The organism is Staphylococcus equorum (assembly GCF_029531845.1).
Classification (GTDB): domain Bacteria; phylum Bacillota; class Bacilli; order Staphylococcales; family Staphylococcaceae; genus Staphylococcus; species Staphylococcus equorum_C.
Window position 1 is genome coordinate 1 of record NZ_JAMBPV010000015.1, and the last position, 13,895, is coordinate 13,895.

Here is a 13,895-nt window from a genome sequence, read left to right on the forward strand (position 1 = left end):
GAAAGTCTGACGAACATCAAATTTTTTAATTTTAATGAATTTTTATAAAAACTCATTAAATGTTTCTATAATTAGATATATATTCAATATACTTAATATGATTGTTAAAATCCAAGCAATAATATTAATCCATGTTTTATTTGTAAATTCTTTTCCCATTATCTTAGGGTTATTGGTTGCTAACGTTAAAGGAATAATACTAAAGGGTAATGCAATACTTAAAAACACTTGTGTGAAAATTAATAGATCTTCAATTTTAGAAGTACTTGAACCATATAACCATAAACATATGAATACAGGAATCACAGCGATTAATCTAGTAACTAATCTTCTTGCCCATTGAGGAATTCTTATATTTAAAAACCCTTCCATAACAATTTGTCCTGATAAAGTGCCCGTAATGGTTGAATTTTGCCCTGAAGCTAGCAAAGCTATAGCAAATAATGTACTCATAACAGCACCACCTATAGCTCCTGCAAAATCCGATTCTCGTAAAGCATTATATAAATCATAAAATCGTCCTAAGTCTTCACCATTACCAAAGAATAGAGCGGCACCTAATATTAAAATCAAACAATTAATAATAAACGCAATTGAAAGTTGTATATGTGAATCAATAATAGCGTATTTAATAGCCTCTTTTTTCTTAGCTTTACTTTCACGTATGTAGTTACGTGATTGAACAATTGAAGAATGCAAATACAAATTATGAGGCATGATTGTCGCACCAATGATACCTAAAGCTATGTATAACACACCATTGTTAGTAGCTATTTCTGTACTTGGAATAAAGCCACCTAAAACAGCACTCCATTCTGGAGAAGCAAAGTAAACTTCAAATACAAAGATAAAAAGAACTGTAAAAATTAATACACCTACGATAGCTTCAATCTTTCTAAAGCCAAATTTAATAATTACTAGTAAAAGTAAAACATCTAATACAGTAATAGTTACTCCCACTACTAAAGGTATATCAAAAAGTAGATTTAATGCTATCGCACTACCAATGACCTCTGCAATATCTGTAGCCATAATTGCTAACTCTGTAACAATCCAAGCTGCTATCGACAACGGCTTATTACTTATGTGTTTAGTTACTTGAGCTAAGTCCATACCACTCGCAATACCTAAACGAGCGCACATACTTTGAAGTAACATGGCTGATAAGCTCGATAATAATATTATAAATAATAATGTATATCCAAATTGTGCTCCTCCTGCCATTGAAGTAATCCAATTACCTGGATCCATATAGCCTACGGCAACAAGAAGGCCAGGGCCTAGATACATTATTAGTTTCTTGATACCATTTGCTTCGCTATCAAAAGAAACTTTTCCATTTATTTCTTCTAAACTTTTCTTCACTTTAAAAATCTCCTCATTGAACATTAAATTTATCAATGAATATTATAGTATAAATTAGGTCAACCTAAAAATTATTTTTCTTATACTTAAACTTTTAGTTGTTTAATTTCTGATGATTTTAATTAATCTTTGCCTATTATTTTTAAACGACCTTTTATATTAGACTTCTTATTACCTTTCAGAAAATAAGTTGCTATTGAACCCGTTATCATTCCAACTAAACCAATACCAAAAAACATCAGATAAACACTTGCTTGATATCGCGGTCTAAGGTTTATGATTGAAATATATTCAAAGGAGGTTATATAATATGGGTAAATTTAATAGTTTAGAAGACAAAGTTATAGTTATTGCTGGTGGTGCTAAGAACCTTGGCGGCTTATTAAGTACTACTTACGCTAAAGATGGGGCTAAATTAGTAATCCATTATCATGATGAAAAGTCTTTAGATGATGCTAAAGCTACACTTTCAAAAGTTGAAGAGTTAGGTGGAGAAGGTACATTATTTTCTGGTGATTTAACTAAGGTTAGTAATGTCCAAGCTTTATTTCAACATGCTGAAGAGACGTTTGGAAAAGTTGATATTGCAATAAATACAGTAGGAAAAGTACTTAAAAAACCTATTTCAGAAACGACTGAAGAAGAGTTTGATAGTATGGCAGACATCAATGCAAAGTCAGCTTATTTCTTTATTAAATATGCTGAAAAGGCTATGAATGATAATGGCAAAATCATCACTCTAGCCACTGCATTGCTTGCTGCTTATACAGGATTTTATTCAACTTACGCTGGAGGAAAAGCTCCCGTCGAGCATTATACACGCGCAGCATCATCAGAGTTTATGGATAGAGGGATTTCAGTTAATGCAGTGGCTCCTGGACCAATGGATACACCTTTCTTCTATCCTCAAGAAAGCGAAGATGCTGTGGCATTCCATAAATCCCAAGCACTTCATAATCAACTTACAAATATAGAAGACATCGCGCCGATTATTACTTTCTTAACTTTAGATGGTTGGTGGATAAATGGACAAACATTATTTGCAAATGGCGGTTATACGACACGCTAGTTAACTTTAAATGATAAGGAGGTCATTTTGATATGTATTACTTTTTAGCAATATTTAAAGAAAATGAAACAGATATTAAGATTATTACGGAAGAAAAAGTCATAGATGATAAGAACGTATCTTTGCCAAGTAATAATTACGTTAAATCTTTAGCTGAAGAAATAATTGAGCTATCTCATCAAAATAATTTATTCCATAATGACATTAAACGAATTGGTTTAAAAATAGATGATCCTGAACTTATTGGTTATAACACTGTGGAGTCATTAAAGAGTGATATGGTATCAACATTTGGGTTTGAAGCTATTATCCATAATGACTATGAAGATTTACTAGTTCAACTTATTAAATAGACCAAAAAGGTGACTTTATAAAGTCACCTTTTTTAGGAGGTAAATTATGCAAGTAAAGCAAGTAGCCGATAATTTAGGCATCAGTGAACATACTATTCGATACTATGACAAAGCAGGGCTTTTTCCATTTGTTACCAGAAATAAGAATGGCTATAGAGATTTTTCAGTAGAAGACCTATATTGGATTGAATTTATAAAATGTATGCGTCAGACACATATGCCTGTATCAAAGTTAAAAGAAATTGCTGAATTGTATCATCAAGGAAGTTCTACCAAAATGAAACGAAAAGACATATTTTTAGAACATCAAAAAAATTTAATAGAACAAAAAAGACTTATAGATGAAGGTCTTAAAGTATTAGAAGAAAAATTCAAATTATTGGAAAACGAATAAGAGAATCGAGGTATACTATGAAAAAACAAGCTTTAATAATTATATCATCAGCAAATGAACTACCATTAAATAATCCCACTAAACAAAAAATAGACACAGGATTCTTTTTAGTTGAAATGGGAAAAATATTGGACACTTTTAAAGACGATTATGAATTTATTTTCGCTACGCCAAATGGCGAAAAACCGACATTAGATATTAATGGGGAATCTTTAAGTATGCAAGCTGGAGAAAAGCTAGGCATTGCGTCTGTGAAAGAAAAATTTTATAAAGATCCCACTAATTATCGTCAAAAGAATACCAAACTTGTCGACCGCAGAGAAAAGGAATTAAACACTTTATACGATTTACTTGGAAAACTGCCTGTATCGCAAAATTTGAGTAACACAGATGAAGAGACGAAAGAATTTAGAAAACAGATTGTTAGAAAAATGGATGACTTAGAAGAAAAGAAATTTTATTCTTTAAAAGAATTATTGGAAAACAATGCTGATAATAACAATGATTTTAGTTTTGAAAATTTATCATTCGTGCACCTACCTGGAGGGCATGCGCCTATGGTAGATTTCTTAGATAACCCAGAATTAGGCGAAGTGTTAAATCAATTGTCAGAACAAAAAGTCATCACTTCTTTAATATGTCATGCGCCCATTGCTTTAACGTCTGCTAGACTCAGAATTGATGATAAAGGTAAACCGTATAATTATGACAAATCATTATACGAAGGCGCCCATATAACTACAGTACCTAAAATAGGTGAGTTGTTCATGTTAATATCTGGGTACCCTAAAATAAAAAATAAAAAGACGCGGTTACACTATTACGTAGATAAAAAGTTAATTTCCTATAATTTCAATGTTAAAACAACAAAAAACTTTACAAAATCGCTTGTTGTATATGATAAAACCAGAAAATTATTAACTGGTAATGGACCACAAGCTATAGATGATCAAACAGATAAACTGAAGGAAATTTTACCTAAATAATTAAAAGACCAGGTTTAGGAGTGGAAAAATGAAGAAAAGAGAAGTCAGCATGACAGAATTATTTTTCGATTTAATATTTGTTTATATTTTATCTACTATTAATCAGACTGCAGAAGGCATTTCACATAATTTAATGTCTTTAGAAGAACTAGGAAAAAGCTTCATGCTTTTTCTCGTCTTTTTCTCTATATGGGTTTACCGTACACTTTTAGTTAATAGGTTCTTCAATCAAAAATGGTATCAATACATCTTTGTGTTTATAGATATGTATTTAATCGTTATATTGTCTAAAGCTATAAATAGCGATTTTCAACAAACATTTCTTCCATTTGTTTTAATGTCAGCCTTGGTATATCTAAGTATTTTTATACAATACTTCATTAATTATAAATTTACCAATGCGAAAGTAGATATGAAATTGGTTAAAGTTTATATGATTGGTTTATTATTAACAATTATTCTTTCTATAATATCTATAATGTTGCCATCACCGATTAATTTTAGGGTGTATTTTATAGGAATTTTTATCGTAGCAGTCTTTCCGCTACTCTTTTATAAAACTTCATATCGTAACCCTATATTCTTTAACCATTTGACTGAACGATTAAGCTTATTAGTGATTTTATTATTTGGTGAAGGCCTAGTTTTATTAATACAAAATATTGAATTAACCCGTTTAAATATTTTATATGCATTATGTTTCGCCTTTATTACGTGTTTATTTGTTATATATGTTCATCACTATAAATCAACAGATAAAAACACAACAAACAAAACAGGATTCACAACAATTTATGTACACTTATTATTAATATTTTCATTAGATATGATGTTTTTAATTATGAATAAACTGTTATCTCATGAACATCTGAATATATCTGAAATATATGGATTCATACTATTCTTAGTTTTATTTATAGTCAGTATATTAACAAATATAGGCTTACATAAGGAGAAATCATAAATTGCTCTTTACACTTTTCTTTTTATAGTTCTTTAACTTTATAGAAAAAAATTACGCGTGAGATATTATATTAAAATAAACTGCAAAAATCCTTCAGTTATAGCTGAAGGATTTTTACAATTTATTAGAGAAACTTTATGCAATAGAAAATGATATCCTCAATTTTACATTGAGAGATTTTGTATCACAAACAATCTTTTAAAAGAATATTTGTATCTTACTCCCTATTCAGAAGTTAAAGAAGTACTAAATCAATTAAAAAATAAAAAACTTGCTGTGTTTTCAAACGGTTCACATGATATGCTAGACCCTCTAATTGAGAAATCTGAATTATCAGGTGAATTTGATCAAATAATTAGTGCTGACGAAGTAAAACATTTTAAACCAACTATCGAGTCATATCATTATGTATCACAAATTTTAGAAGTCATACCAGAAGAAGTGTTATTTATGTCTTCAAATGGATGGGATATATCCGGTGCAAAAAATTATGGTTTTCAAACCGCTTGGATAAATCGTCAAAATCTTCCGATTGAAGAATTGAATTTAGAACCCAACATCATTTATCAAGATTTAAGTGGTATATTAGAATGGAAATAAAATATAAAAGAGGGGGCTTAAGAAAATCATTTCTTAAGTCCCCTCTTTTATACTATGAAAATTAAAAATCACTTTTATTTATTTTTAGTAATACCTTTTTAAAACTTTCAATTTCCTCATTAGTTAGATTTGAAAAGTAGTCATTATTGAGTTGATTGGCTATTTTTTCTAATGTCGGCCATAAGTCTTTTGCTTTATCTGTACTACTAATTAACACAGTTCTTCTGTTTTCATTATCAGTTCTACGTGTTATCAGCCCTTTTTTTGACATCTTATCTAGTATTCCAGATATTGTTGACGGTTCTAAATTTAAAGTATTACCAATCGCTTTAGGTGTATTTAATTTACTATTAATTAAACAATTCAAAACACCATATTCTGCCGGAGTAGTATTGTAAGGATTTAATAAACTTTTAAAATGTTTAAACACTTTATTCTGTGAAGTACTTAGTAAATAATTTATACAATTATCTAATTCCATAATTAAAACCTCACTTAAATTAATAATATTGATTAGTTTATTATATCATGATACATTCTAGCAAGAAATAGTTTTGTTACAAAAATATATTATACCAAAATTATTATGAAAGAAGGCTAATAAATGTTCAATGCGCTAGTAGTGAAAAACAGTAAATCAAACGTTAGTTATAAAGTAGAAACCGTTGATGAATCTCATTTATCGGAGGGGGATGTATTAGTAAAAGTGGAGTACTCTTCTATAAATTATAAGGATATGCTCGGTTTGCAATATAAAGGCGGCGTAATTAGAGATTATCCTATGATTCCTGGTATAGATTTTTCTGGTATTGTTGAATCAAGTTCGAATGAAAAGTTTAAAGAAGGCGATAATGTTTTAGTTACGGGTTACGACGTTGGTATGACACATACGGGCGGATTCTCAGAGTATGCCCGGGTGCCAGGAGAATGGATTATTCCACTACCCCAAGAGATGTCTATTAAAGAATCTATGGTATACGGTACAGCCGGTTTTACCGCAGCATTATCCATTTTTGAATTAGAAAAACAAGGAATGAATATAGAAGCACAACCTGAAATTTTAGTGTCTGGTGCTACAGGTGGTGTGGGCAGTGTTGCTATACAAATTTTACGTAAAATTGGATATGAAAATATTACTGCTATCGTAAGAAAAGAGAAACAAATAGAAATAGCAAATGATTTAGGCGCAAAACAAGCGATAATAATTGAAGATGATAACAAACCACTTAAAAAAGGCACTTTTGATTATTTCTTAGATACAGTAGGTGGTAATGTAACATTATACGGTTTAAAACGTCTAAATTATCAAGGTGTTACTACCGTATGTGGAAATGTAGCAGGAAATTCACTTAACGCTAATATTTTACCGTTTATTCTTAGGGGTGTTAAATTAATTGGTATTGATTCTGTATATGTTGAACATAATATACGTGAAGATATATGGAGTAAGTTAGCGAACGAATGGAATATAGGAAATTCACTTCTATATAATGAAATTGGATTTGAAGAATTTTATAAAACGATAGATCAGCTTTTAAAAGGACAACATTTAGGTAGGACTATTTTAAAAGTGTAATTTTTTGAAATAGTTCACAATAGGAAGGGCTCTACAAAACATCTAATTGTAGAGCCCTTCCTTACTTTTTATTTAGTTAAAATAGCCTATTTTATATAATATTCAAAATGATAATATATATTTACTCTTAAAAACATACTAGATTATTTACTAGTTCTGCTATTTCATATTAAATATTTTCTAATTATAGAATTTGATTACTTGGACGAATAATAAATTCGTTAACAGACGCATTTTCAGGTTCATTAATTGCATAGCTAATTGCTCTTGCAATAGCATCTGGTTTAATTGCATCTTCATATAATTCGTCTACGCCTTTTTTAATCTCTTTATCACTAATATGATCTGTTAATTCAGTATCAATAGCTCCCGGAGAAAGTATAGTAGTTCTAATCTTTGAACCTACTGTTGCTTCTTCTTGTCTTAACCCTTCTGTTATAGCTCTTACCGCATATTTTGTTCCACTATAGACAGCGCTTCCTGGGAATACTGCATGACCTGCTACAGAAGCCAAGTTAATAATATGTCCTGAATTTTGTTTTCTCATATAAGGTAAGGCAGCACCGATTCCATATAATACACCTTTTATGTTAACATCTATCATTTGATTCCATTCATCTTGTTTGTTTTTATCTAAGAAAGATTGAGGCATAAGACCAGCATTGTTAATTAAAACATCTACACGTCCAAAATCATTATATGCTGTTTCAATTAATGTATTAACATCCTCTGCATTAGTGACATCTGTTTTTTGTATACTCACATTATCACCAATTTTTTGTTGGATTTCTTCTAACTTATCGATACGTCTTGCACCTAAAACAAGTTTAGCTCCATTTTCAGCGAGTAGACTTGCTGTTTCTTCACCGATACCACTAGATGCTCCAGTTATAACTACTACTTTACCTTTTACATTATTCATTATATTACCTCCTTATGTTACGAAGAACTAGTATAGTCTTAATTATATTCATTAGTAAAACGAACTGTTTTAAATTTGTAATAAATATAATCTCATTGCATTAACATAAGAATTCGTTATAAAAAGACATCTTAAAAGAGCATCATTCTTAAAATCAAATACTGTCTATATAAGGAAGATTTATGAAATGAAAAGAGTATTTGCTATATTTAAGAATAATTGTTTATAAAATCCTTAATTTCTTTTTTAGTTGGTAGAGCATTTTGTGTTTCTCGCTTACTGACTTTAATAGCTGCAGCAGCTGTTGCAAATTTAACTGACTCTACTAATTGATTTCCTTCATTTAAGTATACAGTTAAAGCTGCAGCAAAAACGTCTCCTGCTCCAACTGTATTTATAGCTTTTACTTTGTATGATGATATAAAAGTAGATTGTTCATTTGTATAAATCAAAGAACCTAATTTCCCCAATTTAAGAATAACTGTATTAACCCCTTTTCTATTAATGATTGTGGCAGCTGTTAGGGCTGTTTCTTTATCTGTTATTTTTATTCCAGATATCTTTTCTGCTTCCTGTTGATTAGGAGTTATGATATTAGCATAAGATAAGTATACTTCTTTATAACCATCTGCAGGAGCAGGATCTAAAATAATATTTATATTTTTTTCTTTTGCAATTTTTAACGCATGCATAATAGCATCTTCATTGGTTTCTAGTTGTAATAGGAAGTAATTAGCATTGACTGAATTAAAAATTGCCGTAATAGGATCTAATTTTATTTTATTATTAGCGCCTACAGTGCCTAACATTGTATTTTCACCTTGTTCATCAAGAATAACAACAAAAGTTCCGGTATTTACATTTTCTTTAATTTGAATATTAGTAGTATCAATCTTTTGGTCTGTTAAATTTTTTAACATGTTTTTACCTTGTTCATCATTCCCAACAGCTCCAATAAATCTTACTTGACTACCAATTCTTGATAAAGCTATTGCTTGGTTAGCCCCCTTGCCACCAGGTTGTGTGTTAACGGAATCAACCCACACAGTGTCCCCATAATTAGGATATTCTTTTGCATTAATAAAAATATCTTGATTAATACTTCCCATCGTTATAATCTCTTTGTTCAACTTCTCAGTCCCCCAATAATAAAATCATATTTTAGTTGTTTTTCTAATAATAAGTTCAGGAATATATTCAAACTGTATCGCTTTATTTTCTTTTATAGATTCCATAATCATCTGACCAATTTTTGGATCTAATTGGTTGACTGTAGTAAGACTCGGTGTGGAATACTGCGATAAAACACAGTTATCATATCCAATTATTTGTATACTATTAGGTATTGATATACCTAATTCATAGCATGCATTTATCACTCCGATAGCCATTGCGTCGTTAGCACAAACTATTCCTTGAATATTATTCTCCGTTTTCAACTTTTTTAGTGCTAATTCATATCCACTTTTATAAGTGAAATCTCCTTCCAGTAAATTAATGGTATGAGTTTTAGTGAATTTTTGAATCGCTTTTTGATACCCTCTAAAACGATTGATAGAAGACTGCTCATTCATTTCACCTGAAATAAATAAAATATGTTCACATCCACAATTATTCACTAAATGTTTAGTGGCAAGAAAACTTCCTTCAAAGTGATCTACTGAAATAGAATTCGGTTGATTATCTAAATTAGTTCTATCAATTGTAATAACATTAACATTATGTTTTTCCAGATACTCTATATCTTTTTTTGTAATAGCCAATGAATTGATAATTACATTTTGTATATAGTTATCTACAATATTTTTTAAAAAGTATGATATATTTTCTTCGCTATCATTACTATTGCAAAGATATAATTTATACCCATAATTATATGCTGAGGTTTCAATAATATTCACTAAATCTGCAAAGTATGGATTATTTAAATTAGGAATAATCAAAGCTATTAAATTTGAAGATCTATTTGATAAAGACCTGGCAATGTTATTTGGTTCGTATTCTAATTTTTTTATTGCTTCTCTTACTCTTTTTTCAGTATCAATATTGGCTCCTGCTTTATTATTAATAATTCTAGAAACAGTAGCTGTTGACACATCAGCCATTTTCGCTACTTCTTTAATTGTAACCATTTAAAAACACCCTTTGTAACCGATTACAAAAATTATATAACTTTAAATTTTTATTGTCAAATAACATTGAAAATATAGTATTAGTATTTTATCATAAAGATAACCTTGTTTTGTAACCGATTACAAATAGGGGAGGGTTAAAATGTTTTCACAATTAAATAATCTATTTCAATGGTTTATCGGCTTAGGCGGGCCCGCTATAATGTTTGTTATTATTACTTTACTTTCATTAGGTTTTAAAGTGAAATTTTCAAAAGCTTTAGAAAGTGGTATCCGTATGGCTATAGCTTTAACTGGTATGACAGCCGCTATTTCTCTTTTAACTGATGCTTTGGGCCCTGCATTAAATGACTTTGTAAAATCTACAGGTGTAAATTTACACATAACAGACTTAGGCTGGGCGCCAATGGCAGTTATTACATGGGGTTCTATTTATACTTTGTTTTTTGCTTTTGTCTGTATCATTGTTAATTTACTTATGCTGTTTATGAATAAAACTAAAACTCTAAACGTTGACTTATTTAACATTTGGAATATCTCAATAATTGGCTTATTAGTTGAATATTATGCTCACAATATGATTATTACAACTTTATTTGTTATTATGATTTACTCTTTGATGTTAAAAAATTCAGATGCTCTTAAACCTTCTATAAATCAAGTTTTAAATTATGATGAAAATAATGTTACTACAACAGCACATCCTAGTCTTTTAATTGCACCGTTTGTTTATATCATTGATAAATTTATTACTAAATTTTTACCATTTGTAGATAAATTTGACTTTAATGCTGAGATTTTAAATAAAAAAATAGGTTTCTGGGGTAGTAAATTTGCAATTGGAGTATATTTAGGTTGTTTTATTGGGATTTTAGGCCAACAATCTTTAAAAGAAGTACTAACTCTCGGTTTCACAACTGGCGTGGTTTTAGAATTATTCGCTTATATCGGCGGTTGGTTTGGACCAGCTATTGAACCACTTTCTAATAGAATTAGTACAATTATGAGTTCTAGATTCAGAGGCCGTAAGTTATTCATAGGTATTGATTGGCCTATACTTGCTTCAAGTGCTGAATTATGGGCTGTTGTAAATATATTAGCTCCAATTTTGTTATTTATGGCCATGTTATTACCAGGCAACAATGTCCTACCTTTAGGTGGCATACTATTAACTGTCTTGGTTCCAGCATTATTGTTAATTACTGGTGGTAAAGTAATAAGAATGACTATTATTGGTACTATACTACTACCATTATTTTTATGGGCAGCTACGATGATTTCTAGTTTTCTTACTAATACTTCAAAGGAAATAGGAGAATTTCCTTCTGGGCTTTCAAAAAATCAAATGTTTTCTTCAGTAGACTCAGATCCTATTGAAAAAATGCTAGGCGTATTAGTAGGGAATGCATGGAACTCTTTTGATATTAGATTAATAATATTCGCTATAATTGCAGTAGTTTTTTATATTATATTTTTCTTATGGTATTGCAAATCAATGGTCAAAAGACAAAAATTTTAAACTACTATAAATGGGAAAGGAAGTTAATTATGGATAAAATATTATTACCTTCTATGATGTGTGCTAATTTTTCTGATCTAGCTAATGAAGTGAAAAAATTAGAAGAAGCAAATGTAAGTGGCTACCATATTGATATTATGGATGGCCAATTTGTTCCAAATTTTGGAATGGGGTTACAAGACTTAGAGGTTATTAGAAAAAACACTAAAAAGTTAGTTGATGTACATTTAATGATTAATAATCCAGAAAAACACATAAATTTATTTGCAAAAATGGGAGTGGATATTATTTATATCCACCCAGAATCAGAGTTACACCCTGCAAAGACCTTACAAACCATTAAGCAAAAAAATATTAAGGCAGGAATTGCAATTAATCCTGGAACTTCTGTAGAGACTATTAAGCCATTATTGCATATTATAGACTATATAATGGTTATGACTGTAAATCCTGGGTTTGCAGGACAAAAATATTTGGATTATGTGGATTATAAAATAGAAGAGTTACTAGAAGATAGTTTTAAATCACAATTTAATTATACTGTTTTCGTGGATGGAGCTATATCTCCAGAACGTATTGATAAATTATCGACTATGGGAGTGCAAGGATTCGTACTAGGTACATCTTCGCTGTTTAATAAAAAGAAAGATTATAAAACTATTATAAATAGCTTAAGGTAAAATATTCCTAGTTTTTTGATTTATACTAATTAACATAGTCGATGATTACCAGAACTTATATTAAAAAAGACTCCTTATCCAATAAGGAGTCTTTTAATCGTTTCAAAATCAAATATTATCTAAATAAAGAACGTTTTTGCCATTTATATTTAAGCGGTATATTAGATTTTTTACTTAGTTGTTTATTACTCTACTTTTCCATATCTATAAAGAACTGTGCCATTTTTTTTGCACCATTTTCTGAGAAGATTATCTCTAAGTTATCTTGAGACTCTTTCGCATAAACTTTTGTCGTTTCGAACATCTGCTGCTCATAACCTTTCAATATTTCAGTAAGATTATCATAAACTTTAAATGACTCTGCTAAAAGGTAAGCGTCGTATAAAGCCATATTCACACCTTCACCTGCAAACGGACTCATGAGATGCGCAGCATCTCCAATGATTGTAAGATTCGGTTGCGTTTCCCAAGTTAAGCCAATAGGAAGTTTGTAGATACGACGAAACTTGATATCATCATAACTATATGCAATGTATTTTTGGAGTTCTGAACTCCAATCACTAAACTCATTCAACAATTTTTCTTTTAATTCATCTAGCGAAAGGTTGCAGTATTCATCAAGTGTTTCATACTTCACTTTAAAACTGATGTACGCCATGATACGTCCATCTCCGTTACGTTGACCTAATATAGCTTGGTTGCCACCTAATCCCATGACTTTCCCATTTTTATTGAACTCCAGAAGATCTGAGTGCTCGTTTTCATCGGAATTCATCTCAATCATAGAAATACCAGTGTACTCAGGTTCGGAGCTTGTTAAATATGGACGGATTTTTGAAAATGCGCCGTCTGCCCCAACAACTAAATCGGCCGTAACTACAGCGCCGTCTTCGAATATTAGCTCGACTTGTCCATTATCTTGTCTTATCATTTTTTCGTATTTATAACCATACTTAATGTGTTCTGGGTGGATTTGTTCAATCATAATATCACATAATTTTCCTCGGTCGATTTCAGGTCTTCCGCCCTCTTCTTCCGCATCTTCATCATATAATATCTCGCCATATTTACTTACAATACGTGTATCTTCACCTTCATAACGAGCATATTTTCGGAAAGTCTCAAATATACCTGCTTCTTTTAATGGTAATTGTCCACTCTCCTCATGAATATCTAGTGAGCCACCTCTATCAGCATGCATACTTTTGTAGCCACGTTCATAAATAGTAAAGGGTAACCCTTGACGTTGTAAGAGTAGACCTAACATCAATCCACCTGGTCCTCCACCAATAATTGCAATGTGTTTTAGATTTTGTTTTTTCATCGTTAAACCTT

Annotated in this window: 15 protein-coding genes; 9 read left to right on the forward strand and 6 right to left on the reverse strand. The window is 30.4% G+C overall.

Going from position 1 to position 13,895, the window contains the following annotated elements:
- Nucleotides 1-42: 42 nt before the first annotated feature.
- Complete coding sequence (locus M4L39_RS13025) at nucleotides 43-1,389, reverse strand: Nramp family divalent metal transporter (RefSeq protein ID WP_277582438.1); 1,347 nt, start codon at nucleotides 1,387-1,389, stop codon at nucleotides 43-45.
- A gap of 286 nt (nucleotides 1,390-1,675) precedes the next feature.
- Between M4L39_RS13025 and M4L39_RS13030 the strand changes: the two genes are divergently transcribed.
- The 6 genes from M4L39_RS13030 to M4L39_RS13055 all read left to right on the forward strand — a co-directional run bounded on the left by M4L39_RS13030 (nucleotide 1,676) and on the right by M4L39_RS13055 (nucleotide 5,731).
- Nucleotides 1,676-2,434, forward strand: a complete 759-nt coding sequence (locus tag M4L39_RS13030) for an SDR family oxidoreductase (RefSeq protein WP_277582404.1) — start codon at nucleotides 1,676-1,678, stop codon at nucleotides 2,432-2,434.
- A 32-nt stretch (nucleotides 2,435-2,466) separates the two neighbouring features.
- Nucleotides 2,467-2,787, forward strand: a complete 321-nt coding sequence (locus M4L39_RS13035) for a hypothetical protein (RefSeq protein WP_002508641.1) — start codon at nucleotides 2,467-2,469, stop codon at nucleotides 2,785-2,787.
- A gap of 46 nt (nucleotides 2,788-2,833) precedes the next feature.
- Nucleotides 2,834-3,181 (forward strand): MerR family transcriptional regulator, encoded by a 348-nt coding sequence (locus M4L39_RS13040; protein ID WP_057511680.1) that lies wholly within the window; start codon nucleotides 2,834-2,836, stop codon nucleotides 3,179-3,181.
- Nucleotides 3,182-3,198: 17 nt separating this feature from the next.
- Nucleotides 3,199-4,167 (forward strand): type 1 glutamine amidotransferase domain-containing protein, encoded by a 969-nt coding sequence (locus M4L39_RS13045; RefSeq protein WP_057511681.1) that lies wholly within the window; start codon nucleotides 3,199-3,201, stop codon nucleotides 4,165-4,167.
- A 28-nt stretch (nucleotides 4,168-4,195) separates the two neighbouring features.
- Nucleotides 4,196-5,131, forward strand: a complete 936-nt coding sequence (locus tag M4L39_RS13050; protein WP_069792851.1) for a low temperature requirement protein A — start codon at nucleotides 4,196-4,198, stop codon at nucleotides 5,129-5,131.
- A 210-nt stretch (nucleotides 5,132-5,341) separates the two neighbouring features.
- Entirely contained in the window at nucleotides 5,342-5,731 is a 390-nt protein-coding gene (locus M4L39_RS13055; RefSeq protein WP_346817094.1) for an HAD-IA family hydrolase, read from the forward strand.
- Nucleotides 5,732-5,792: 61 nt separating this feature from the next.
- On the opposite strand, the gene M4L39_RS13060 is transcribed toward M4L39_RS13055, so the two are convergent.
- Nucleotides 5,793-6,212, reverse strand: coding sequence for a MarR family winged helix-turn-helix transcriptional regulator (locus M4L39_RS13060; RefSeq protein WP_057511683.1), 420 nt, complete (start codon nucleotides 6,210-6,212; stop codon nucleotides 5,793-5,795).
- A 123-nt stretch (nucleotides 6,213-6,335) separates the two neighbouring features.
- Here M4L39_RS13060 and M4L39_RS13065 point away from each other — a divergent pair, with 123 nt between their 5' ends.
- Nucleotides 6,336-7,307 (forward strand): oxidoreductase, encoded by a 972-nt coding sequence (locus M4L39_RS13065; RefSeq protein ID WP_277582405.1) that lies wholly within the window; start codon nucleotides 6,336-6,338, stop codon nucleotides 7,305-7,307.
- A gap of 184 nt (nucleotides 7,308-7,491) precedes the next feature.
- Here M4L39_RS13065 and M4L39_RS13070 read toward each other — a convergent pair whose 3' ends face one another.
- The 3 genes from M4L39_RS13070 to M4L39_RS13080 all read right to left on the reverse strand — a co-directional run bounded on the left by M4L39_RS13070 (nucleotide 7,492) and on the right by M4L39_RS13080 (nucleotide 10,361).
- Nucleotides 7,492-8,229 (reverse strand): SDR family oxidoreductase, encoded by a 738-nt coding sequence (locus tag M4L39_RS13070; RefSeq protein WP_031867995.1) that lies wholly within the window; start codon nucleotides 8,227-8,229, stop codon nucleotides 7,492-7,494.
- Between the two features lie 209 nt (nucleotides 8,230-8,438).
- Nucleotides 8,439-9,359, reverse strand: a complete 921-nt coding sequence (locus M4L39_RS13075; RefSeq protein ID WP_107643728.1) for a ribokinase — start codon at nucleotides 9,357-9,359, stop codon at nucleotides 8,439-8,441.
- A gap of 24 nt (nucleotides 9,360-9,383) precedes the next feature.
- The gene (locus M4L39_RS13080; RefSeq protein ID WP_107386011.1) at nucleotides 9,384-10,361 is read right to left on the reverse strand and encodes a LacI family DNA-binding transcriptional regulator; all 978 of its coding nucleotides are present in this window, start codon (nucleotides 10,359-10,361) and stop codon (nucleotides 9,384-9,386) included.
- A 142-nt stretch (nucleotides 10,362-10,503) separates the two neighbouring features.
- On the opposite strand from M4L39_RS13080, the gene M4L39_RS13085 reads away from it, so the two are divergent.
- Nucleotides 10,504-11,880, forward strand: coding sequence for a PTS transporter subunit IIC (locus M4L39_RS13085; RefSeq protein WP_277582406.1), 1,377 nt, complete (start codon nucleotides 10,504-10,506; stop codon nucleotides 11,878-11,880).
- 26 nt (nucleotides 11,881-11,906) lie between these two features.
- Nucleotides 11,907-12,560, forward strand: a complete 654-nt coding sequence (locus tag M4L39_RS13090; RefSeq protein ID WP_277582439.1) for a ribulose-phosphate 3-epimerase — start codon at nucleotides 11,907-11,909, stop codon at nucleotides 12,558-12,560.
- Between the two features lie 190 nt (nucleotides 12,561-12,750).
- Here M4L39_RS13090 and M4L39_RS13095 read toward each other — a convergent pair whose 3' ends face one another.
- Nucleotides 12,751-13,884 (reverse strand): FAD-dependent oxidoreductase, encoded by a 1,134-nt coding sequence (locus M4L39_RS13095; protein ID WP_277582407.1) that lies wholly within the window; start codon nucleotides 13,882-13,884, stop codon nucleotides 12,751-12,753.
- Between the last annotated feature and the right edge of the window lie 11 nt (nucleotides 13,885-13,895).

Coding starts and splice junctions, on each gene's coding strand:
- M4L39_RS13025 (WP_277582438.1), bottom strand. CDS start 1,389: ATGTTCAATGAGGAGATTTTTAAAGTGAAGAAAAGTTTAGAAGAAATA.
- M4L39_RS13030 (WP_277582404.1), top strand. CDS start 1,676: ATGGGTAAATTTAATAGTTTAGAAGACAAAGTTATAGTTATTGCTGGT.
- M4L39_RS13035 (WP_002508641.1), top strand. CDS start 2,467: ATGTATTACTTTTTAGCAATATTTAAAGAAAATGAAACAGATATTAAG.
- M4L39_RS13040 (WP_057511680.1), top strand. CDS start 2,834: ATGCAAGTAAAGCAAGTAGCCGATAATTTAGGCATCAGTGAACATACT.
- M4L39_RS13045 (WP_057511681.1), top strand. CDS start 3,199: ATGAAAAAACAAGCTTTAATAATTATATCATCAGCAAATGAACTACCA.
- M4L39_RS13050 (WP_069792851.1), top strand. CDS start 4,196: ATGAAGAAAAGAGAAGTCAGCATGACAGAATTATTTTTCGATTTAATA.
- M4L39_RS13060 (WP_057511683.1), bottom strand. CDS start 6,212: ATGGAATTAGATAATTGTATAAATTATTTACTAAGTACTTCACAGAAT.
- M4L39_RS13065 (WP_277582405.1), top strand. CDS start 6,336: ATGTTCAATGCGCTAGTAGTGAAAAACAGTAAATCAAACGTTAGTTAT.
- M4L39_RS13070 (WP_031867995.1), bottom strand. CDS start 8,229: ATGAATAATGTAAAAGGTAAAGTAGTAGTTATAACTGGAGCATCTAGT.
- M4L39_RS13080 (WP_107386011.1), bottom strand. CDS start 10,361: ATGGTTACAATTAAAGAAGTAGCGAAAATGGCTGATGTGTCAACAGCT.
- M4L39_RS13085 (WP_277582406.1), top strand. CDS start 10,504: ATGTTTTCACAATTAAATAATCTATTTCAATGGTTTATCGGCTTAGGC.
- M4L39_RS13095 (WP_277582407.1), bottom strand. CDS start 13,884: ATGAAAAAACAAAATCTAAAACACATTGCAATTATTGGTGGAGGACCA.